Here is an 18,709-nt window from a genome sequence, read left to right on the forward strand (position 1 = left end):
AAATTGCTGCGCGGCTCCCGCGGCTTTGCGGAGCCTCAGCAAACAAACGGTTCTTTTGATTGAAATTGAAAGGAGTTCGCCTAACGGCTGTTTAATGCACGTCCTTCGACATAGCGCGAATTTTAGGCAACTGTTCGTTGGTACCGTCAAACGGCCCGAGTTCCGTGGATGAACTGAGAAAACGGTGGGGTTCCCGTGCAGGAACCGGATCCCGGCGGGGGCTTGCGGTAGATTTCTGCCCTGCTTGCGAATCACCCTGCCGCCTGTGAGGCTCTGCGACCGATGCCACTGTCCGCCACCGCTCTGCCGATCAGCGCCCCGCCGGCGTTCCTCGGCGTGCGGCTGTCGCTGACCAACAAGCTCTGGCGCGACCGGCTCGACGCGCGCGGCGCGGCGCGGGCGCTCGCGATCGTGCAGCGCTATCAGCTGCCGGAGATGCTGGCGCGCGTGATTGCCGGGCGCGACGTCGAGCTCGACGCGGTCGAGGATTTCCTCGATCCCACCATCCGCAAGCTGATGCCGGATCCGTTCACGGTGACGCAGATGGAGGCGGCGGCCCAGCGCATCGCGGACGCCGCGGTGAAAGGCGAGAAGGTCGCGATCTTCGGCGATTACGACGTCGACGGCGCGACATCCGCGGCGCTGCTCGCCTGGCACCTGCGCCATTGCGGGCTCGATCCACTGATCCACATTCCCGATCGCATCTTCGAAGGCTACGGCCCGAACGTCGATGCCATCCGCGCGCTCGCCAACAAGGGCGCGACCTTGCTGGTGACGGTCGACTGCGGCACGACGAGTCTGGAGCCGCTGGCGGAAGCGCGGCGGCTCGGCATGTCCGTGGTGGTGATCGATCATCATCAATGCGGTGAAGAGCTGCCCGACGTCGAAGCGCTGGTGAATCCGAACCGGCCCGATGACCTCTCCGGGCTCGGCTATCTCGCCGCCGTCGGGTTGACGCTGGTGACGCTCGTCGCCGTCAATCGCGAGCTGCGCAGCCGCGGCTTCTGGAGCAGCACGCGGCCGGAGCCCGATCTGCTCGGCATGCTGCATCACGTCGCGCTCGGCACCGTCGCCGACGTCGCGCCGCTGATCGCGCTGAATCGCGCGTTCGTCGCCAAGGGCCTGATCGCGATGCGCCGGCGCGATCACGTCGGCCACACAGCGCTGATGGACGTTTCCAGGCTCAACGGCCCGCCGGAGGCGTGGCATCTCGGCTTCATGCTGGGGCCGCGCATCAATGCCGGCGGCCGCATCGGCCGTGCCGATCTTGGCGTGCGGCTGTTGCTGGAGAGCGACGTCTCCGAGGCCGCGCGCATCGCCGCCGAGCTCGACCGGCTCAACTGCGAACGCCGCGTCATCGAGCAGCAGGCCGAAGCACAGGCCGAGGCGGAGGCGCTGGCCTCGCTGGGGCTGGAGGACAAGGGCGCGGTCATCGTCACCGCATCCGAAGGCTGGCATCCCGGCGTGGTCGGGCTGGTCGCCTCGCGGCTGAAGGAAAAGTTTGCGCGGCCGGCGTTTGCGATCGCGCTCGAGCCGGGCGGCATCGGCACCGGATCGGGCCGCTCGATTCCCGGCGTCGATCTCGGCCGCGCGGTGCGCCACGCGGTGGAGCAGGGCATTTTGATGAAAGGCGGCGGCCATGCGATGGCTGCCGGCGTGACCTTGCGCAAGGAGCGGCTGGCGGAATTCCGCGCCTATCTCGAAAGCGCGCTCGCCCCCGACGTCGCCGAGGCCCGCCACGTCAATGAAATCCTGATCGATGGCGCGATCAGCGCGCGCGCCGCGACGCCCGAACTGGTGGCGACGCTCAACCGCGCCGGTCCCTTCGGCAGCGGCAATCCCGAGCCGGTCGTGGCATTGCCGTCGCATCAGCTGGTCTATGCCGACGAGGTCGGGCAGGCGCATCTCAAGCTGCGCTTCAAGTCCGGCGACGGCTCCACGGTGAACGCGATCGCATTCCGCTCGGTCGGGCAAAAGCTTGGCAACGCCCTGGTTCAGCATCGCGGCCAGCTGCTGCATGTCGCCGGCACTCTCACCGTCGACCGTTACCAGGGCGTCGAGCGCGTGCAACTACGCGTGCTCGATGTCGCCGTGCCGGACCATGGCCCGGCGACGATCCGGTAGCAGCCATCACCGCTGTCGTCCCGGCCTTGAGCCGGGACCCATACGCCGCAGCAGATGTTGTGAGGACGAGATGCCCATTGCGATCCTGCCTCACACGGCTCCCTGTGGTTATGGGTCCCGGCTCGGAGGCCGGGACGACAGCGGAGTGTGTGGCGCCCATCGTGCCTCACATCGCCAAATACAAGCATGGCCATTCGATCTCGCGACGCCATGCGCCCGAGGGATGCCTGATCAAAGCCCTCAATGAGACGAGAGGGCGCAGGGAATGCCGGGTGAAGGCCTCACCCATGGCCCGCCTGCAAACAAAAAGCAGGCGGCAGTCACCACAGGTCAAGCCGATCAACCGGCATTCCCTGCGCGATGGGCTTAACGCTTATACGCGATCTCCCCGGTGTCCGGCTTGGTAGCCACCGTCGCCCGGGAGATCATCATCACCCCCGGACTTGGCGCCAGCATCGGGGCGCCAGGACCACGCGATTTCACGTCCGCAACCTGCCGTTCGTCCGCGCGCCACGAGAGCACGCTGCGACAGATCGCGGCCACCGCATCTCCGCCCTCCACATCGTGACGATCGCGAAGCGTCCCTCTCACGAGGACGGGATACGCAGATTATTTCTGATTTTCGGAATGAACGCAAGCGGAAAATTTGCCACGTAGAGGTGACACAGGGCAGGCCGCTGATCCGGCCCGCGAAAACGACCGACGCTGCAGTGGAAAACCGCAGGAGCGCACGCGAGACGGCGATCGTTGTGGACCTCTCTTCGATGCCGTGCGTTCCTGTCATCTGTCGACCTGCCTTCGTCGGGACGCGAAGGCGGGGTAGTGTTGCGCCTTCCCCTGGACACGTCGGGACCCAAGACATGCATGCGATCGTCAAGACCCTCGCCCTTCCGGCCTGCCTGATCTGCTGGAGCGCCAGCGGATCAGCCGAGCCGGTGCGCTGGAGCACATACCGGATCCCGGAGACCGGCACCTCGGTCGAGATTCCCACGTCGATCTTCAGCGAAACGACGGGACGGCCGGATGGCTACGGCCAGCGCTTCCAGACATCGGACGGCCGCGCCAACCTGACGGTGCAGTCGTCCGAAAACGACGCGGGCGATTCGCCGGCGCGCTTCCTGGCCAAGAAAAATCCGCCATCCAACATCCAGTACAAGCGGATCACGTCGCGGTTCTTCGCGGTCTCCAGCATCAAGGGCGACTACGTCTGGTACAACCGCTGCAACTTCGTCGGCGGCTACGTCCATTGCGTGCTGATCAACTATCCCAAGGCCTGGGAACGCGACTGGGACGGCATCGTCACCCGGATCAGCCTGTCCTTGAACCGCATGTGAGGGGAGCCGAGCAGGCGTCCCTGGGACGGGAATGCGGGGCTTCTGATGCCTGGCTGACGTCATCGAACACACGGCGCGCGCTGGTCCACGATCGAGCCTCGGCCACGCTGCACGATTTGATCCAGCTCAATGTGGCTCACCGGCGCGTTCGCCTAGGTTCCGGCGAACGATTTTCATTCGCGTCGGATCCCATCGATGGGCGTCATGCCATTCACCGTCAGGGCGGAGAGCGCCAACGCCGTTGCGACTCTGCGCTGCCGCAGCGCGCAGGATGCGCTGTCGACGGCCAATGCCTATCTGCGCCTCGGCGCGGCCCTCGTCAGCATCCGCACGCCGAGCGGCGAGATCATGAGCGCCGACAGGCTCGATGCGCAGCTGAGCCGCGAGCGCGGCCGCGTGCCGGTGGCCGTGCCGGATTGATCCGGACGGCTGGGATTCAGCGCGTTCCGCGGCGGGCCTGAACCGTCACCGTTGATCTAACCGCAATGGTCAAGCCGGCCCGGCGTCAGCACCATCATGGCGCCCGGTCGATCTGCCGGCTGCGTCCTCGATGAAGGAGCCGTACAAGACGTCCTGGCGCCGCTGGTAGACGGCGAGGCTGGCGGCAGTGGCGATGCAACAAATTGCGATCAAAATGGCAAATTCGAACATGTTCGACTCCATGCCCGGTCAGTGGCGGATGGAGTCGCAGGCGTCAAACGGAAGCCGCCGTTAAGCTGAAGAGGAAAGCTTAACGGGCCGGCCTCCGCCCCGTCACTCCGCCTCGCCGGGTCGGCCGTTGGGATCGAGCTCGGGAAACATCGCCTGGCAGCTCAGGCAGTACGATTCGAAGATGAAATTCAGCAGCGCGGACATTGGGAAACCCCACCGGTTTGATGGGTGGAAGATGCCGGGGCTGTGTTTCAGGATGTTTTCGTGGCGAGGGGAAAATGGTTTCGAGGGGCTTGTCGAGGCCATCGAGAACGCATGGGACGAAGACAGTCGAATGCGACAAGGCTTGGGACGCCCATTGCACCGCTGCCTCGCCGACGGTCGTCTGGAGATTGGCATCGGTCCCAGATCCGCTCGATCGTTGCGTTCTTGGGCCGAGACAACTCGCGGCGGCTCCTTCATGGTTTAGCTGGTTTCAAACGCGAAGGTAAGAGAAGTGGCGGCGGCGCTTCGGGAGGTGAGCGCGGAGTGGTTTCGGCGGCTATTCCCGGCTACGGCATGGTGCAAAGGTACGGCAGGAGTCAGGAACGTCATGATCTGGAGGATCATCATCGGCCCGTTCATCCTTGCTTTGGCATGCGTTGCAGCCGCTCAATCGGTCGCGAACGCATCCGACGCCAGTTGGAATGAATGTCTCCTGGCCCCGAGACGGGCCTGCATCCTACGTGAGGCCGCAGAGGTCGCCGGCAGCATCGGCGACGCACATTTGTCTGCGCGCGAGCTCGGCGAGATTGCCAAGGCCCAGTTGAAGGCCGGCCTGTTCACCGAGGCCGCCGCGACGATCGATCTGGCTTTGCAGGTCGCGAAGTCGATCGCCAAGGACAGCTATGATCGCGACGGCGCATTCGAGACCATCGCGCAGGTTCAGGCGCAGGCCGGCAAGCTCGCCGACGCGCTGGAGACCGCCAAATCGATCGAGAACCGCCACGTACAGGCCGCGGCGCTCGGGGCGATCGCTGTTGCAGAGGGGAACGCCGGCCGGCTGGACGATGCGCTTCGGCGGGTGGAGGCGATCGAGGACTTGCCGGATCGTGCCCTCATCATGCGCCGGGTGACCTGGGACCTTCGCGCCAGCGCAGTGGCGCGGGGAGAGGACGACAAGATCGTGGCCGCGCTTCAAACGGTGCTCGCCGTCGAAGAGCGGTATCCGCCGCCCATAGCGATGACGGGCGTTCATCACCCCTCGAAATTCATCCCGGCGCTCGCCATCATCGCGCAAGCGCAGACCCGCGCGGGAAAAGTCGCCGAGGCCATGCGGGTTGCGAGACTGGTCTCGCGCTCGATGGAGCGCGCCCAGGCGTTTGCAGCAATTGGCGTCGCGCTGGCACGGGCCGGCGCGGTCGGTTCCGCCTTGCAAGTTGCGCGCTCGATCGACGACCGATGGGAGCGCGGCATCGTGCTCGGGTCTCTTCTCGAGCCTCGGCTGCCGCCCGATCTCATCGCCGATGAGCCGACTACGTCCGGCTCGCCTGTGAAATCCGAGGTCCCTAACAACGTGCGGGATTTCGTCACCGCCTTCACGGATCGCGAGCAGCGTGCCACCGTGCTCTGCCTTATCGCGATGGCGTTGGCAAACAACGGCCGCCTGGACGAAGCCATCGCGCTCGCGGAGCCAATCGATCAGGACAAGCCACGCGCCTTCGCTTGGCACGCCATCGCCAAGGCGCAGGCGAAGGCCGGCATGGCCACACAATCAATCGCGTCCTTCGAGCGGGCCGTCCAGGCTGCGTCGTCGTTCCAACCAAACGACGGGCTTTTGTCGAAAATCGCCGTCTCACAAGCGGATGCAGATCAGATCGATGAAGCCCTCCATGTCACCCGGCTGATCGGCGGTACCATGGCTACGGCGGGATATGTCTCCCAAGTCATGAGCGATGGCAAGTTAGTCAACGCCGACCATGACCGTCGCTTTGCACTGCGCGCGATCGCCAAGGCGCAGGCAAGGGCCGGCAGGATGGCGGACGCCTTTCAGAACGCGTCGGCGCTCCGGCTGGGTCCTGAAATCATTCCCCCAGGGCTCGGCGTCGTCGCCGAGGGGCTCGCCGAGGCTGGACGGATCGCCGAAGCGATCGATGCTGCCACGGCCGAGGACAATCTCTATCGTCGCTCCAAGCTGCTCGCATCGATTGCCAAGGCCCAGGCTGAAGCCGGTAGGATCGACCAGGCGAAGCAGGTGATGCAACACGTCACCTGGGGGCCCGAGCAGGTCGAAGCCCTGGCCTCAATCGGCGGCGCGCAAGCGAAGGCGGGCCTCACGGCCGATGCTCTGGCAAGCTTCACCGAGGCCATGCAGATCGCATACGCGCAGCCTTACAAGAACACGACAGCAGAAGCCCTCGTCATGATTGCGGGTCGATTGTCGGACTGAACTCGCAGGCTCGCGCGGCGACAATCAAGGTGAGAACCCGTCGGGCGGCTTCATCCAGCGCCGCGTGACGTCACCATCCTGAAGACCTCCGCGTAGATCCCATAGGCCGAGCGCCAATGGTTCTACAAACCGTCGCTGCGCTGACTGAAAATGATGCGCGTTCTTGATGGGTCATAAGACCCTGGCGATCCCAGCAGGACTCGAACCTGCAACCCGCGGAGTAGAAATCCGCTATCATTGACTGAAATTATTATGTTATTTCGTCCCATGTTGCGTCTTTGTTGCGCCTCCCGTATACTCCACAAAATTCCCATCGTGGGGCAGGGCGCATGTCGATCCGCAAACGCACTTGGAAAACCGAAGCCGGTGAGGAGCGCTCCGCCTACGTCGTCCAGTATTCGACGGCAGAGCGAGACGACCGCGGCAAGCGGCGGCGCCACATCAAGACGTTCGATCGGAAGAAGGAAGCGGAGGATTTCCAGGCTCAGGTTCGCATGGACGTCAAAAAGGGCGTCCACACGCCGACGAGCCGCAGCATTACCGTTGAGGATGCCGGCGACCTTTGGATCGATGGTTGCGGCGATCTCGAAAGGTCGACCGTCGACCAGTATCGGCAGCACCTGAAATTCCACATCGTTCCGTATTTGGGGCCGCTGAAGGTCTCCGCGCTGACCGTAGCGACCGTCCGCGACTGGCAAGACAAGCTCCGCAACGGTGTGCCCGCTCCGGGTCAGAGAGAGGCGGAGGCGCGCTCGGCGGCTATGGTCAAGAAAGTCACGACCTCGCTTTCCAGTCTGCTCAGTGACGCCTTGGAGCGCGGCCAAGTCGCTCAGAACGTTGTTCGGTCGATGACGGCCAACCGGCGCCGAAAGCGGAAGGTCGAGCGTCGCTCGAAACGCAAACTGGTCATCGGGCGGGACATTCCCGAGCCGCGGGAGATCGACGCGTTGTTGCAGCACACAGACAGCGAGCGGTGGCGCGCCTTCTTCCTGGTGGCGGTTCGCTGTGGCCTGCGCGCGAGCGAACTGCGCGGCTTGCGGTGGCAGGACGTCGATCTGAAAAAAGCAGAGCTGCACATTCGGCAGCGCGCCGACCGATACAACGCGATCGGCAACCCGAAATCCGCGGACAGTCAACGCACAGTGCCGATTCCGTCCAAGACGCTCGCCGCGCTCAAGGCGTGGAAGCTGCAGTGCCCGAAGCTCGATGGGCAATTGCATCTGGTCTTTCCGAACGGATCCGGGAAGGTCGAGGCGCACTCGAACATCATCGATCGGGGATTGATCCCTGCATGGGAGAAGGCAGGCGTCACGGCGCCGGTGTTGGACGATGACGGTAAGCTGACCCGAGACGAGGAGGGCAGGCCAATGGTCAAAGCCAAATACACTGGTGCGCACAGCTTGCGGCATTTCTTCGCCAGTTGGTGCCTGGCACGGCCGCCGATTGGGCTCGGGCTGAATCTCAAGGAATTGTCCGAGCGCATTGGGCACGCTTCGATTCAGATCACAATCGACACTTACGCCCACCTGATTCCGCGCGCCGACCACGCCGAAGAACTGGCCGCAGCGGAAGGCGAGTTCGGTTAAACAGCTGTTAAGGAATTACATGGTAGTTTTAGGGTATCGACATCTAGACTAGTAGTTTTCGGGTCAGCGCCGAGATGGCGTTGTAGGGTGAAAACCCCGATCTGAAGTGACGAAAATCGAACGGCAAGCGAGACGCGCGCCGAGAGCCAACACCGTAACGGTGTTCGCCTCGGCGTTTTTTTATTGCCCGAGCGAGCACCGATCCAATCGGAGACTCGCTCCCGTGTCGTCTTCCACCATCAGCACCGACAACGACGATTTCGTTTGGGGCGCCAAGTCCATCGGCAAAATGATCGGCCGAACGGAGAAGGGCGCCTTCCACGCGCTTGAGAGCGGGCGCGTGCCCGGCGCGCGCAAGGTCGCTGGCCGGTGGGGCCTGCACGTGCCGACGTTCCGCGAGCACTTCCGTCAGCCCGCCGACGTCGCCGCGTGACGTTGACAATCAACATCAACGCAAACTCTCAACACCAGGACAGCCCACCAAATGAACGACAAATATTTCGCTTTCATGGAAACTCAGACCGCCACGGTACCGAACGCTGCCATTCGAGGCGCGATCAGCAACGTGCTGAAGCTTCATCGTGAACTTCTCACCGAGACGGCTGCAGACGTCGGAAAGATCCGCAGCAACGGCGATCTGAGCCCGGCAGGCAAGATCAAGGAAGCCCGGTTGCGCATCTCGAAAGATGCCTGGAAGGTCATCAAAGTCAACAAGACCGCGCACGGGCTCGCCGAGCGCATCGAACAGAAACTGGCGGCTGTGCAGATTCCGACGGTCGACAAGACCGACGCGGCCGGCGCTGTGCTCCGAGGTCAAGTCCGCGATCGCCTCGCCGGGAAGACGAACCAGGAATTGCGCGCGCTGATTCCGACCATGTCGTCGCTGTACCTGCAGACGATCCTCGAAGCGCCCGAACTGATCGGCGCCGACGCCGCGACAGTGCGCGCCGCGCAGGTGCAGTCCGTTGAGATCGTGCATCCCGGCATGACAGCGCAGCTCGACGCCGAGCGCGAGGCCGTGCAGCTCCTGGCCAGCGCCACCAATGCGGTCTGCGACGCCTTCCGGGAATTGGGCGATATCCCGAACGCAAAGGCTCTCGCCGAATTCTTGAACGAGACCGTCGTCGATCAGCGGCACCTGGCCGCCGCCGTCGAGCGCGAGATCACCGCGTCGTAGTCACCACCAGCCCCGAAAACGAAAGGAAAGCACATGTCGAACATCACACCGATCAACGCCGACCAGGCAGCGCAACAGATCATCGAAGCCGGTCAGCCGGTGATCGACACCAAGTTCACGCCGACGCGTGATCCGCGCCAGGCTCTGCCCGAGCAGAAGCCGCTGCCGGCGCCGCTGGCCAAGGCTCTCGGGCAGACGCAGCGATGAGCTACAGTCTTGCACAGTGCCGCGGTCTGATTGTTCCGTTCACGGGCAATCTCAGAATCACGCGCAACGATGAGGGTAAAATCTTCCGTTGCGACGATACGTCGAACGTGACCGTCACGTTCGACAATGATCTCGCGACGGGCTTCAACTGCGGGTTCATCAAATACAACACGGGCAACGTGACGCTCGGAGCGAGTCCGAACGTCACAAACCTGTTGGGCAGAACCGTGTTGTTCACCCGATACGACACGGGATCGATCATGGTGACTCAGCGCACCGAAGTCGACGCCGTTCAACGGCTCATCGAATACATGGTGGGCGGGGACTTTTCATGACTGCGCCCGCCCTGAGCAAGATTGTGCTCGACTTCGAAGCTGCGGCGCTCCGCGCCGTGGCGACCGGCGGCACCGCGTCGGATATCGAGCGAGCGCACGAGGCTGCGATCGAGCGGTTACGCGACATCAAGGCGTCCTGCGAGGCGGAAGGTCAGTTGGCGCCGTTCTACCTCGCGGTTCTCGAACTTGAAACGAAGCTGAAAATGGCCGTGGAGGCCGTGGGGGCCGTGAAGCGATGACCGCTGTCAATATCGTCGGATCCGCGAAACACAATACCATCGTCATGGTGACGGATGCGGCGAGCTACGATGACGCCGGCTTTGTTCGCCGTATCGCGTCGAAGGTGCGCCCGATCCCCGAATGGTCGGCCGCGATCACTGGCCGGGGCAACACCTTCGGCATTGAAACGGCCGCGCACGAGTTGTTGCAGCGAGCAGGAAGCTTTGTCGAGTTGGTGAGCATCGTTTCGCGCGAATTGCCTCTGATCGTCGAGCAACGCGCGCTCACCCGACCGTTCGAGTTGTTCATGGCCGGATTCTTCGGCGGCTATCCGAACACCTTCTACATCCGCACCGAAGGTGGGAACGACAGTCTCGGCGGTTGGCCACCGCACTTCGTGTGTCCGGTCGGCACGATCGCCATCGGTCCGTCTTCCCCGGACACCCGCGCAGTCGGGCCCGATACGGCAGACGCGCCAGACGTGATCGTCGAGAAGCTCGGGCGCGTCATCAGAGCGCAGCGCCGGATCCTCGCCGATGACGGGTATCCGCGCGTTGGCGGCTTTGCCGAGTTGACCATCATCACGCCCGGCAACGTCGAGCAACGCGTTTTGCACACCTGGTGCGAGGATCGCATCGGGCAACGTATGTCGGCGGAGGACTCCTGATCATGGCCAGCATGGGCATTTTCCGTCTCGATGACGCAACCAAGGCATTCCGCGACAGCATGCGTTCAATGGTCGATCGCGGACTCCTGGACCCGAAGAACGCGGAGGAGTTCGCGGCTGCGAACAACTACGCGGCTAAGGCCGTGCAGGACCTCGCCGACCAAGCGAAGGTCGCCGGCTCGCTGCTGCCGCAATTCCAGAGCGCGCTGAACGAGGTCGGCAACGCGCGCAAGCAACTCGACTCGGCGCTTGTCGAGGGCATGAACATCAACCGTGGCCTGTTCGTTGAATTCGGGCAGCAACTTCGCCAAGGCGTCGGCGCTTGGGACGCGTTCAAGAACTCGGGCCTCAACGCGCTCGGACGGGTCGCTGACAAGCTCGCCTCGATGGCTGCCGACAGATTGTGGTCGTCCGCATTCGGCGGTTCGGGCGGCGGCGGCTTGCTTAGCCTGCTCGGCATCGGCGGCGGTAGCGGTGGCGCGACCGGATCCGTCATGGTTGGCGATTACGCCATGCCGACGGTCGGGTTCGCGGGCGGCGGCTACACCGGCAACGGTGGAAAATATGAGCCGGCCGGTGTCGTGCACAAAGGCGAGTATGTGTTCGATGCGGTGTCGGTGCGTCGCATCGGCGTTGCTAATTTGAACAGCATGCGCGGCTATGCCGACGGCGGCCTCGTTGGTCAAATGAAGTCCGCGGCCAATAGCAATAGCGGCGGACGGCCGTCTGTGACCATCGTACAGAACAACGATTTCCGCGGGTCGGATCCGGGCACCGAAGCACGGCAGCGCCTCTATGTTGACCAGTCAAGAAAACAGGCCGTGAAAGAAGCGGTCGAAGCGGTGGCCATGGTGCAGCGGACGAACCCGGCCTATCTCGGGGGCGGCCGATGACGAACGATCCGCAGGATCTCCAAATTTTGCATGAAGTCGTTTGCCGGGCATACGGCGAGTTTCGAGCCGAAGGCGGTCAAGCTGAGACTGTGTATTTGCCACTTTTCTGGCAGTTCAGCTCGGCTCTCGAAGCCGCAAAAGCCAGCGAGACGAGTGTGTCACCGACAATCGTCGTGCTGCGTCCAGATGGCTCTCAGGGCGTGATTGATCTCGTCGAGCTTTTTACCCAAATGGAGTATCTCGCATGACGTTCGCTCATGAAGCCGTTGCGGCTCTACCGAACGGCGCGAATGCAGACGCGGCGGCGATCCGCGCCATGTGTGAGCGCCGGTTTGCCTATGTCCTGGACACGACCGAAAGCGCGTCGAATTTCGTGGCGGCGGACCCGGTGTCGGGTGTTTTGCCGCAAATGCTCTTTCAGAACGGGAACGGCTTTCTCCTTGACCCGCTTGACAGCACCACCACGGCCGACGGCGTGACGTGCCTGGTGACGTTTGACGGCAAGCGCTACAAGACCAATGCGGTAGCCGCCCCTCATTCCGTACTCTCCCGCACCACGACCACGCAACCGGGATCGCCAACCGTTGGTGACACCTACATCATTCCGACCGCGGCCACGGGCGCGGCATGGTCGGGACAAGACGGAAAGATTGGAGTCTATACCGCGCGCGGCTGGCAATTCGTCGTCTCGCCGATCGGTCGCGAGATCTACGTCAGAGACGTCGACGCCTACTATCATCGCAACGCGTCCGGGACTTGGACGGGCGGCGTGGGGACGATCGCCCTGTTGGCCGGTAGCGTCACGTTGCAGAACGTGCTCGGCGCGAACGCATCGTTCACGGTCAAAGTCGAAAACCAGACCACCAACACACCGCCGGCCTCACCGAGCCCGCCGGCCGCGTACATCATCGGATCGTCGCCTACCGGCGCATGGGCCGGAAACGCCGGGAAGCTCGCCATCTGCCTCGCGAGCGGCACCTTTACGATTATCACGCCGGTCGCTGGTGATCAGGTTTACGACAATGCGCGGAATACCACTTTCCAGTTCAACGGCAGTGCTTGGGTTGCAACCAATGGTGTGATCGCGGATACGAAATCTGTATTCAACAATGTCCGCGGCGGCTCCGGCACCGCAATCCCGTGGGACGACACCATTCCTCAGATCTCTGAGGGGGTACAGGTAATTTCGACGACGTTTACGGCGAAGTCGGTCACAAACAAACTGCGCATCCGTTTCGATGCTTCGCTCATACCAGATACCGGCGGCATCGACGTAACGGCAGCTCTATTTCTGAATTCAAATTCAAACGCGATTTGCGCAACGTCTGTCTACCTGGCGAGCATCAACCACCCCGGGCCGATCACTCTTTTGCACGAGTTCGTCCCGGCGACAACATCGAGCATCACGCTATCGGTTCGAGTTGGTTCGGCAGTTGGCGCTGTCTACTGGAACGGCACCAGTTCGGCCAGGAAGCTTGGCGGATCCCAAGCTGTGTCACTAACCGTCGATGAGATCATAGCATGACTGACAAGAGCATTGGCGAGGTCGACACGCTGGTCGGAACGCTTCGTTGCAGCCTCACTGCGGCGAAGACGGTGAGCGCCATGGCAAACGGCTACAACGGTGTGATCGCGCGTCTCGGCATGCTTGATCATGACGTCTACGTGGCGATTGCCGCAGCTGGACTGGGCAGCAAGCCGTCAGAGGTCGAAGAAAAGGTTTTCCGTGCCGGCCTGGTCAATCTTACGTCGCCGTTCGTCGAATATGTGAGCAATCTGAGCAACGGCGGCAAGCCGATTGCGGGGGAAGCCTGATCCGATGTCAGACGACAACCGCGGCTTGCGCCGGGCCCTGCAAATCGAGAGGGAAACCCGTCGACTCTATGCCGCCCGACTGCGCGGTTTGTTGTCGAAATCGGAGTACAGTCGCTTTTTGGAATTTTGCCGTGCTGAGGCGTTCGCGAGATGCGAGCTGAAGCTGGCAAATAGCGGCGGAGAGGTTCGGGGACGCTCGAACTGAACCAATGCGGCGATCGACCCGGCGGGGACGCCTGCCGGTCGGTCGTTCTACGGTGCCGGCGCGGACGCGCGTTGGTCAAAAGCCGGAAATTGGGCCAGACACCTGAATTGTTGCGTGCTCACCGCGAGTTTCACGCAGAATGATATCGATTACTTGTCCGTCGTGGAGACGAAGTTGCGGTTTTCCAGCGTTGAAGGCATCGACGATAACGTTCATGCTGCCCTCCAATGTTCCGGCGGCGCTTTTGAACGATTTATCCTGATAGACGGTGATGTCGTACGTGACTTCCCCCTTTGCGGCGCCGTCGATCATCAAAATTCCTTTGTCGGTCAAATGGCCGATCACTTGCATAACTCTTCCTTCCGTTGTCGCCTTTGCTGTTAGAACCTACGTCGTAGGCTTGATCTGTCTACGTGCGGCGGCAGTTGGTACCGCAGCTGGCGGCGCCACCGGAGTTTCCATGCTGATCTTAAGCTCTTCAAGCGTCCGTTGAGTTCTATCAATGCCTTCACCAGCGTTGATCGGTGTGATGCGCTCGAATGCCGATCCTGGGTTAGTTACGAACATTGATGAGGCCACAACCCGCGTTGAGTCGCCGATTGGCGCAAATGTGAACACGATCCGCTCTGCGGGCGTCGCGTCGTATCGAGATCCGAGCAACAAAGCTGCACCCACATTGTCCGACGGTTTCTCGATCTGCAGAAGATACTCTGTGTCCTTCGTAACGCTGAAACGCCTGTCCATAGCGAGTGACAAAAGCCGCGCTTTGATTGCAGCGGTGGCCGCACGAATGGTCACCTCGGGCTTTCCACTTGCGGTGGCTGGCGCCTGCGCCGCAGTCTGACACCCCGAAAGCGAAAGGGCCGAGATCACTATCAACACAAAATTGCGAATAAACATGAGCTTTGCTCCCTAATATTGGGTGATTGAAGCGCAGCGGCAGGAGCGATGCAACCAAAAATATTGATGTGGAAACAGTTGCTTCTGTAAATTGTCGACATTGGAGGTCCTGCACTCGTGCTAACGAGCGCGGATGGATACTCCCGAACCTCGTCTCATGAGCGGACGCCAAGCCGCCGCCTACTGCGGAGTGACGCTGGCCACCTGGTCAAAATGGGTGGCCGACGGTGCGATGCCTAAGCCTGTCATAGGGCGCCGTTGGGATCGGAAAGCGATCGACCTAGCGCTAGACAAGGCGTCGGGGATCCAGGTGCAGCAGGTCGCTGAAGATGAGTGCCCACTTGAAAAGTGGATGGGCGAGGATGCCAAAAGAACAGCGCTGGCCGAGAGGGAATGGGAGCAGCGCTATGATGCTCGAAAAGGGCGGCGGCCCCGATGACCGACGACGATGCACTGATGACGCTTGACGAAGCCGCAAAGCTCATCCCCAGTGCCGACGCTGACACGCTCAAGCGCATGCACCGAGCCGGCAAGCTGGTCTGTTACAAGCCCGGGAAGAAACTGCTGACGACCGCAGCGAACGTTGTCGAGGCGGTGAAGGTCAATTGCCGTGTGACGAAGGCCACGCCGCCGCCGGCAAACTTGCCAACGAACCCGCTTGGCTTATCCTCGACAGAGCTAAGCGGCATGCGACTCGACTTGGAATTAGAGCGACTCCTGACAAAAGGAAAGGCGGCGCGAGCGAATGCCCGGCCGCCCCGCAAATGATCCCATTGAACTAGGCGACGTACAGGTGACGATCGCGCCGGCCGCGGCGTGCGGCGTGCCACTGGATCTCACCCTCGCTGTATCCGAGTGCGGCGAGGCCTTCGCGAAGGCCGTCGACGGCAGCTTGGCGGGCATCGGCCGCAGTGAGAGCAAACCCGTAGCGCCGAGCCGCCGCAACCGCCTCGCCGATCGCCGCGGGGCTCGCTTCGCGGGCGAAGGTCTCAACTGCCGCATTGTAGCTGCAGCGGTCCGCTGCGATATCGGCGAGCGCGGTCGGGTTGGACAGGATCGTTCCAGAAAAGTGAACGTGGGCACTGTGGGAAAGGTTGATCATGTTGCTTCTCCGATACGGCCAGGCCATTGCCTCAAGCTCGGGAATAACGTATATGCGATATTAGTTCGTGTTGTCAATAAGGCATATGCGTTATTTGTAAGGAGTGCTGTCGATGCCGCGTCCTGAAATCCTGCCCGTTAAGAAGGTGATCGGCTTCACTAACGAAATGATGGAAGCCATCGAGCACTGGCGAGCGAAGCAGAAACCGATTCCGAATGTTTCGGATGCGATCCGGCAATTGATTGAGATAGGGTTGAAGGCGCGTACCGGGGCAAATGATCGAGCTTAGCGGAGAACAGTCTAAGGGTTTACTTTGAACCTTTAGCGTGCTATCTTCGGTGGTATGAAGGCAATTCAGCTCAAAGCCACCGCGGCAGAGATCGCGCGCGTCACCACCGGCACCGCCGCCAACCACTTCCGCGAGATGCAGGCCGGCAAGTTGGTCGAAAAGGGTCTGCCCGGTCGCCATGGTGGCGTGGTCATTTCAAATTCGGGTCGTGTGAACACGCTGCTCGGCTTTATTTTCGACCCGCCATTCGGCGAGTCCCGGGTAGCGCTGGTCAAGCGCCTGCGCCGACTTGCTGTCTCACACGCGGTTTTCAACCCGCTCGGCAAGAAGGCGCCACCCGAGGACAGCAAAGCCGCTGCGCATCAGTTCGTTGAAGGAATTGGCGTCAACTTCAGCGCCGATCTCGGGACGGCCCTCGACGGAATTGTCGGGGCTTTCCGTACCGGTGCGTTCGGCAGTTGGGAAGCCGGCAGCCACGTCGACATCACGGTTGAGTTCAATGGCGAGCGCTCCGCCGCGATCTACATCGATCGGCCTGCTGTCAACCTCGCTGCGACCTTCCTTTACTATCCGTCCGACGCGAGGCCGCCCGGTCCGATGGAGAGGATCACCCGTTTGAGCCGCAAGGCATTCGAAATGCTGGCAACTGATAACGAAACGGCCCCGGATCAAGACTGATCGCAGGGCCGCAGGATGGACTTAGGAAATTGGCTGGCACCGTTTCCTAACACATTCCGCGACATTTGCAATCGGATTTTGGTTCGGGGCTCCCTAACAACGAGGAGTCCTCCGCAGATGCTATTGGAAATTGACGAATCGGAACGCCTTGCCGCGCCGCTTAGCATTGAGGCGTTTCACGATCTGGTCGACTGGTGGGTCGGAAGCACCGAGCCCGAGATCTCGCCGCCGTTGGTCCTCGGTTGGGACATTCATCGGCAATGGCCAGGCGACCGGGGCTTTGCCATCTGGCGGGACCTCATGCTCACCTATGAGGCGCCGCTTTTCGTCGAGCATCTGTTCGGACCGGGAGATCCGCGGCGGCCGACTACACCCGAGCAGTACGAGGCGGCTCTGATCGACCAGTGGGCCGCTTACGAACGGCCGAAGCACTGGACCGACTCGCTGATCGTCGACGTGATGCACGATGAGCGCGAGCGCGGTTTTGAGCCTTGCGGGGACGCCTCGGACCGGACCGAAGCGATCCTGAATGACCTCGCGGCAAAGGTCGGCGCCAAGCGTGCGAGCGACCAGGCGGAACGGAACGCTCGACTCGAGCGGTATCGGCAACGCGCGCAGCGCTTCTTCGAGCTGGACGATGCCGGATACGCCCAATGGCTGGCCGCCGGCCGGCCCTGGAGCGACGCCAAGAAGGTCGAACGCTGGTCAGAGCGTCGGTTTCATGAGCAATTAGGGAAAGCGCGCGTGATCACCAATAACCTGCCGCCGTGCCCCGTTTCGCCGCCGACGCCGCTGCCTGAGCACCCGAACCTCAGTGCACAACAGGCTGTAGCGCTTGAGGACTTCTATGCTTGTCTCCCGGCCGGAGCTTTCATCTTCACGCCTACGCGTGAGATGTGGCCGGCAACGAGTGTCAATTCGCGGATTGGACCGGTGGCTGTGCCGATGAAGGAAAAGCCGATCCAGGCGTCGTCCTGGCTGGCCACTCATCGCGCTGTCGAGCAGATGACGTGGGCACCTGGCCGGCCCATGGTCATCTCTGACAAGCTTATCGCCGACGGCGGATGGATCGACCGTGCCGGATGCAGCGTGTTCAATCTGTACCGGGCGCCAACGATCAAGCCCGCGGCCGGGGACGCGTCGCCCTGGATAGAGCATGTTCAGTACGTGTTCGGGGACGAAGCCGACCACATCATCAAGTGGTTGGCGCACCGTGTGCAGCGACCCGAACAGAAGATCAACCACGCGCTTGTCTTGGGCGGCGCACAGGGCATCGGCAAGGATACGTTGCTGGAGCCGGTCAAGCAGGCAATCGGCCCTTGGAATTTCACCGAAGTGTCACCCGTACAGATGCTCGGCAGGTTCAACGGATTTGTGAAGTCGGTCATTCTGCGCATCTCCGAGGCCCGGGATCTCGGAGACGTCGACCGGTATGGTTTCTATGAGCACATGAAGACGCTTACCGCGGCGCCGCCCGATGTGCTCCGGGTCGACGAAAAGCACCTTCGCGAGCACGCCGTCGTAAACGTCTGCGGTGTGATCGTGACGACCAACAACAAGGACTCGATGCATTTGCCGCCCGACGATCGGCGGCACTTCGTGGCTTGGTCAGGCCGAAGCAAGGAAGATTTCAAGCCGGACTATTGGAACGCACTCTATCGCTGGTTCTCAGGCGGAGGGACGGAGATTGCCGCGCACTATCTGGCAACCATAGATCTCTCCGACTTCGACGCGAAGGCACCGCCGCCGAAGACGCCAGCGTTCTGGGAAATGGTAGACAGCTCCCGAGCACCCGAGGATGCGGAAATGGCTGACGCGATTGACGCGCTTGGCAAGCCGGCGGCTGTGACCCTGGCACACGTTTTGACACGAGCGGTCCCAAGCTTCGGCGAATGGCTGCAGGACCGACGTAACAGGCGGAAGATCCCGCATCGGTTCGAGGAATGCGGTTACGTGGCTGTGCGCAATCCTTCAGCCGCCGACGGCTATTGGGTGGTGAACGGCAAACGGGCGCCGATATACGCTAGGCGCGAATTGTCGGCCCGAGATCAGATCGCCGCGGCAGAAAAACTAACGGCGGCGGGTTTGCCAGTGCCACC

The 18,709-nt window shown here is 62.2% G+C and carries 24 protein-coding genes and 1 tRNA gene; 20 read left to right on the forward strand and 5 right to left on the reverse strand.

What is annotated here, in order from left to right; all coding sequences use genetic code 11:
- Positions 1 to 282 precede the first annotated feature (282 nt).
- From recJ to ACQR1I_RS35375, 3 genes are all read left to right on the forward strand, one after another.
- Positions 283 to 2,124: a single-stranded-DNA-specific exonuclease RecJ gene (recJ, locus tag ACQR1I_RS35365; protein ID WP_434870853.1), complete on the forward strand. Its 1,842-nt coding sequence runs from the start codon at positions 283 to 285 to the stop codon at positions 2,122 to 2,124.
- A gap of 860 nt (positions 2,125 to 2,984) precedes the next feature.
- A complete protein-coding gene (locus ACQR1I_RS35370) occupies positions 2,985 to 3,458 on the forward strand; it encodes a hypothetical protein (protein ID WP_434870852.1) in 474 nt (157 codons plus the stop codon).
- Positions 3,459 to 3,653: 195 nt separating this feature from the next.
- Positions 3,654 to 3,878, forward strand: coding sequence for a hypothetical protein (locus tag ACQR1I_RS35375; protein ID WP_434870851.1), 225 nt, complete (start codon positions 3,654 to 3,656; stop codon positions 3,876 to 3,878).
- A 69-nt stretch (positions 3,879 to 3,947) separates the two neighbouring features.
- Here ACQR1I_RS35375 and ACQR1I_RS35380 read toward each other — a convergent pair whose 3' ends face one another.
- Positions 3,948 to 4,109, reverse strand: a complete 162-nt coding sequence (locus ACQR1I_RS35380; RefSeq protein ID WP_434870850.1) for a hypothetical protein — start codon at positions 4,107 to 4,109, stop codon at positions 3,948 to 3,950.
- A gap of 592 nt (positions 4,110 to 4,701) precedes the next feature.
- Here ACQR1I_RS35380 and ACQR1I_RS35385 point away from each other — a divergent pair.
- A complete protein-coding gene (locus ACQR1I_RS35385) occupies positions 4,702 to 6,537 on the forward strand; it encodes a tetratricopeptide repeat protein (protein WP_434870849.1) in 1,836 nt (611 codons plus the stop codon).
- A gap of 182 nt (positions 6,538 to 6,719) precedes the next feature.
- On the opposite strand, the gene ACQR1I_RS35390 is transcribed toward ACQR1I_RS35385, so the two are convergent.
- Positions 6,720 to 6,788, reverse strand: a tRNA-Arg gene (locus tag ACQR1I_RS35390).
- 78 nt (positions 6,789 to 6,866) lie between these two features.
- On the opposite strand from ACQR1I_RS35390, the gene ACQR1I_RS35395 reads away from it, so the two are divergent.
- The 11 genes from ACQR1I_RS35395 (at position 6,867) to ACQR1I_RS35445 (ending at position 13,436) form a co-directional block, all read left to right on the forward strand.
- Complete coding sequence (locus tag ACQR1I_RS35395; protein ID WP_434870848.1) at positions 6,867 to 8,123, forward strand: tyrosine-type recombinase/integrase; 1,257 nt, start codon at positions 6,867 to 6,869, stop codon at positions 8,121 to 8,123.
- A gap of 223 nt (positions 8,124 to 8,346) precedes the next feature.
- Complete coding sequence (locus tag ACQR1I_RS35400) at positions 8,347 to 8,556, forward strand: hypothetical protein (RefSeq protein WP_434870847.1); 210 nt, start codon at positions 8,347 to 8,349, stop codon at positions 8,554 to 8,556.
- Positions 8,557 to 8,607: 51 nt separating this feature from the next.
- Positions 8,608 to 9,300 carry a hypothetical protein gene (locus ACQR1I_RS35405; RefSeq protein ID WP_434870846.1) on the forward strand — a complete coding sequence of 231 codons (693 nt, stop codon included), beginning with the start codon at positions 8,608 to 8,610 and terminating at the stop codon, positions 9,298 to 9,300.
- Between the two features lie 33 nt (positions 9,301 to 9,333).
- Positions 9,334 to 9,507: a hypothetical protein gene (locus tag ACQR1I_RS35410; RefSeq protein ID WP_434870845.1), complete on the forward strand. Its 174-nt coding sequence runs from the start codon at positions 9,334 to 9,336 to the stop codon at positions 9,505 to 9,507.
- Entirely contained in the window at positions 9,504 to 9,842 is a 339-nt protein-coding gene (locus tag ACQR1I_RS35415) for a hypothetical protein (protein ID WP_434870844.1), read from the forward strand. The genes ACQR1I_RS35410 and ACQR1I_RS35415 overlap by 4 nt, the downstream gene beginning before the upstream one ends.
- On the forward strand, positions 9,839 to 10,081 hold the full coding sequence (locus ACQR1I_RS35420; protein WP_434870843.1) for a hypothetical protein: 243 nt from the start codon (positions 9,839 to 9,841) through the stop codon (positions 10,079 to 10,081). The genes ACQR1I_RS35415 and ACQR1I_RS35420 overlap by 4 nt, the downstream gene beginning before the upstream one ends.
- Positions 10,078 to 10,728: a hypothetical protein gene (locus tag ACQR1I_RS35425; RefSeq protein WP_434870842.1), complete on the forward strand. Its 651-nt coding sequence runs from the start codon at positions 10,078 to 10,080 to the stop codon at positions 10,726 to 10,728. Before ACQR1I_RS35420 ends, ACQR1I_RS35425 begins: the two co-directional genes overlap by 4 nt.
- A 2-nt stretch (positions 10,729 to 10,730) precedes the next feature.
- Positions 10,731 to 11,621, forward strand: a complete 891-nt coding sequence (locus ACQR1I_RS35430) for a hypothetical protein (RefSeq protein WP_434870841.1) — start codon at positions 10,731 to 10,733, stop codon at positions 11,619 to 11,621.
- A complete protein-coding gene (locus ACQR1I_RS35435) occupies positions 11,618 to 11,869 on the forward strand; it encodes a hypothetical protein (protein WP_434870840.1) in 252 nt (83 codons plus the stop codon). Before ACQR1I_RS35430 ends, ACQR1I_RS35435 begins: the two co-directional genes overlap by 4 nt.
- Entirely contained in the window at positions 11,866 to 13,146 is a 1,281-nt protein-coding gene (locus ACQR1I_RS35440; RefSeq protein WP_434870839.1) for a DUF2793 domain-containing protein, read from the forward strand. The genes ACQR1I_RS35435 and ACQR1I_RS35440 overlap by 4 nt, the downstream gene beginning before the upstream one ends.
- Complete coding sequence (locus ACQR1I_RS35445) at positions 13,143 to 13,436, forward strand: hypothetical protein (protein ID WP_434870838.1); 294 nt, start codon at positions 13,143 to 13,145, stop codon at positions 13,434 to 13,436. Before ACQR1I_RS35440 ends, ACQR1I_RS35445 begins: the two co-directional genes overlap by 4 nt.
- Positions 13,437 to 13,716: 280 nt before the next feature.
- Here the strand turns inward: ACQR1I_RS35445 and ACQR1I_RS35450 are convergent, their stop codons facing one another.
- Both ACQR1I_RS35450 and ACQR1I_RS35455 read right to left on the reverse strand, forming a co-directional pair.
- On the reverse strand, positions 13,717 to 13,992 hold the full coding sequence (locus ACQR1I_RS35450) for a hypothetical protein (RefSeq protein ID WP_434870837.1): 276 nt from the start codon (positions 13,990 to 13,992) through the stop codon (positions 13,717 to 13,719).
- Positions 13,993 to 14,028: 36 nt separating this feature from the next.
- The gene (locus ACQR1I_RS35455; RefSeq protein ID WP_434870836.1) at positions 14,029 to 14,541 is read right to left on the reverse strand and encodes a hypothetical protein; all 513 of its coding nucleotides are present in this window, start codon (positions 14,539 to 14,541) and stop codon (positions 14,029 to 14,031) included.
- A gap of 133 nt (positions 14,542 to 14,674) precedes the next feature.
- Here ACQR1I_RS35455 and ACQR1I_RS35460 point away from each other — a divergent pair, with 133 nt between their 5' ends.
- Together ACQR1I_RS35460 and ACQR1I_RS35465 are read left to right on the forward strand one after the other, a co-directional pair.
- Positions 14,675 to 14,980: a helix-turn-helix transcriptional regulator gene (locus ACQR1I_RS35460; RefSeq protein WP_434888880.1), complete on the forward strand. Its 306-nt coding sequence runs from the start codon at positions 14,675 to 14,677 to the stop codon at positions 14,978 to 14,980.
- On the forward strand, positions 14,977 to 15,309 hold the full coding sequence (locus ACQR1I_RS35465) for a hypothetical protein (protein WP_434870835.1): 333 nt from the start codon (positions 14,977 to 14,979) through the stop codon (positions 15,307 to 15,309). Before ACQR1I_RS35460 ends, ACQR1I_RS35465 begins: the two co-directional genes overlap by 4 nt.
- 10 nt (positions 15,310 to 15,319) lie before the next feature.
- Here the strand turns inward: ACQR1I_RS35465 and ACQR1I_RS35470 are convergent, their stop codons facing one another.
- Positions 15,320 to 15,643 carry a hypothetical protein gene (locus ACQR1I_RS35470; RefSeq protein WP_434870834.1) on the reverse strand — a complete coding sequence of 108 codons (324 nt, stop codon included), beginning with the start codon at positions 15,641 to 15,643 and terminating at the stop codon, positions 15,320 to 15,322.
- Between the two features lie 112 nt (positions 15,644 to 15,755).
- Here ACQR1I_RS35470 and ACQR1I_RS35475 point away from each other — a divergent pair, with 112 nt between their 5' ends.
- The 3 genes from ACQR1I_RS35475 to ACQR1I_RS35485 form a co-directional block, all read left to right on the forward strand.
- Positions 15,756 to 15,932 carry a hypothetical protein gene (locus ACQR1I_RS35475; RefSeq protein ID WP_434870833.1) on the forward strand — a complete coding sequence of 59 codons (177 nt, stop codon included), beginning with the start codon at positions 15,756 to 15,758 and terminating at the stop codon, positions 15,930 to 15,932.
- A 54-nt stretch (positions 15,933 to 15,986) separates the two neighbouring features.
- A complete protein-coding gene (locus ACQR1I_RS35480; RefSeq protein ID WP_434870832.1) occupies positions 15,987 to 16,610 on the forward strand; it encodes a hypothetical protein in 624 nt (207 codons plus the stop codon).
- A 117-nt stretch (positions 16,611 to 16,727) separates the two neighbouring features.
- Positions 16,728 to 18,709, forward strand: a 1,982-nt coding sequence (locus ACQR1I_RS35485) for a primase-helicase family protein (protein WP_434870831.1), incomplete at its 3' end; no start/stop codon positions are given.

The sequence above is a fragment of the Bradyrhizobium sp. HKCCYLS2038 genome (assembly GCF_051167655.1).
In the GTDB taxonomy this organism is placed as follows: Bacteria; Pseudomonadota; Alphaproteobacteria; order Rhizobiales; family Xanthobacteraceae; genus Bradyrhizobium.

Excerpts from the sequence above, each read along its gene's own strand:
- ACQR1I_RS35440 (WP_434870839.1), top strand. The coding sequence starts at position 11,866 with ATGACGTTCGCTCATGAAGCCGTTGCGGCTCTACCGAACGGCGCGAAT.
- ACQR1I_RS35370 (WP_434870852.1), top strand. The coding sequence starts at position 2,985 with ATGCATGCGATCGTCAAGACCCTCGCCCTTCCGGCCTGCCTGATCTGC.
- ACQR1I_RS35380 (WP_434870850.1), bottom strand. The coding sequence starts at position 4,109 with ATGTTCGAATTTGCCATTTTGATCGCAATTTGTTGCATCGCCACTGCC.
- recJ (WP_434870853.1), top strand. The coding sequence starts at position 283 with ATGCCACTGTCCGCCACCGCTCTGCCGATCAGCGCCCCGCCGGCGTTC.
- ACQR1I_RS35460 (WP_434888880.1), top strand. The coding sequence starts at position 14,675 with ATGGATACTCCCGAACCTCGTCTCATGAGCGGACGCCAAGCCGCCGCC.
- ACQR1I_RS35445 (WP_434870838.1), top strand. The coding sequence starts at position 13,143 with ATGACTGACAAGAGCATTGGCGAGGTCGACACGCTGGTCGGAACGCTT.
- ACQR1I_RS35435 (WP_434870840.1), top strand. The coding sequence starts at position 11,618 with ATGACGAACGATCCGCAGGATCTCCAAATTTTGCATGAAGTCGTTTGC.
- ACQR1I_RS35470 (WP_434870834.1), bottom strand. The coding sequence starts at position 15,643 with ATGATCAACCTTTCCCACAGTGCCCACGTTCACTTTTCTGGAACGATC.
- ACQR1I_RS35475 (WP_434870833.1), top strand. The coding sequence starts at position 15,756 with ATGCCGCGTCCTGAAATCCTGCCCGTTAAGAAGGTGATCGGCTTCACT.
- ACQR1I_RS35455 (WP_434870836.1), bottom strand. The coding sequence starts at position 14,541 with ATGTTTATTCGCAATTTTGTGTTGATAGTGATCTCGGCCCTTTCGCTT.
- ACQR1I_RS35410 (WP_434870845.1), top strand. The coding sequence starts at position 9,334 with ATGTCGAACATCACACCGATCAACGCCGACCAGGCAGCGCAACAGATC.
- ACQR1I_RS35480 (WP_434870832.1), top strand. The coding sequence starts at position 15,987 with ATGAAGGCAATTCAGCTCAAAGCCACCGCGGCAGAGATCGCGCGCGTC.
- ACQR1I_RS35420 (WP_434870843.1), top strand. The coding sequence starts at position 9,839 with ATGACTGCGCCCGCCCTGAGCAAGATTGTGCTCGACTTCGAAGCTGCG.
- ACQR1I_RS35425 (WP_434870842.1), top strand. The coding sequence starts at position 10,078 with ATGACCGCTGTCAATATCGTCGGATCCGCGAAACACAATACCATCGTC.
- ACQR1I_RS35415 (WP_434870844.1), top strand. The coding sequence starts at position 9,504 with ATGAGCTACAGTCTTGCACAGTGCCGCGGTCTGATTGTTCCGTTCACG.
- ACQR1I_RS35405 (WP_434870846.1), top strand. The coding sequence starts at position 8,608 with ATGAACGACAAATATTTCGCTTTCATGGAAACTCAGACCGCCACGGTA.
- ACQR1I_RS35450 (WP_434870837.1), bottom strand. The coding sequence starts at position 13,992 with ATGCAAGTGATCGGCCATTTGACCGACAAAGGAATTTTGATGATCGAC.
- ACQR1I_RS35430 (WP_434870841.1), top strand. The coding sequence starts at position 10,731 with ATGGCCAGCATGGGCATTTTCCGTCTCGATGACGCAACCAAGGCATTC.
- ACQR1I_RS35465 (WP_434870835.1), top strand. The coding sequence starts at position 14,977 with ATGACCGACGACGATGCACTGATGACGCTTGACGAAGCCGCAAAGCTC.
- ACQR1I_RS35395 (WP_434870848.1), top strand. The coding sequence starts at position 6,867 with ATGTCGATCCGCAAACGCACTTGGAAAACCGAAGCCGGTGAGGAGCGC.
- ACQR1I_RS35385 (WP_434870849.1), top strand. The coding sequence starts at position 4,702 with ATGATCTGGAGGATCATCATCGGCCCGTTCATCCTTGCTTTGGCATGC.
- ACQR1I_RS35375 (WP_434870851.1), top strand. The coding sequence starts at position 3,654 with ATGGGCGTCATGCCATTCACCGTCAGGGCGGAGAGCGCCAACGCCGTT.